The following is a 216-nucleotide window of genomic DNA, read 5'->3' as shown; positions in this document are numbered from 1 at the left end:
GGAATCCGCGTTCCTTCCTACACCGCATCAAAAAGTGGCGTGCTTGGAATCACCCGCTTACTGGCTAATGAGTGGGCGGCTCAGGGAATTAATGTCAATGCCATCGCACCCGGTTATATGGCGACCAATAATACCCAGCAGCTGCGCGAAGACAGTACGCGTAATCAGCAAATTGTCGATCGCATTCCCGCAGGGCGCTGGGGAACACCGGATGAC

The 216-nt window shown here is 54.6% G+C and carries 1 protein-coding gene; it reads left to right on the top strand.

The features are described 5' to 3' along the window. Nucleotides 1-216: SDR family oxidoreductase (locus FDX22_RS30750; RefSeq protein WP_255432648.1), on the top strand; the 216-nt coding region annotated here is incomplete at both ends.

It is taken from the genome of Citrobacter sp. TBCS-14 (genome assembly GCF_005280805.1).
Classification (GTDB): Bacteria; Pseudomonadota; Gammaproteobacteria; order Enterobacterales; family Enterobacteriaceae; genus Citrobacter; species Citrobacter gillenii.
The sequence above is the reverse complement of the archived record's forward strand: the minus strand, read 5'-3'. Positions and strand labels throughout refer to the sequence as shown.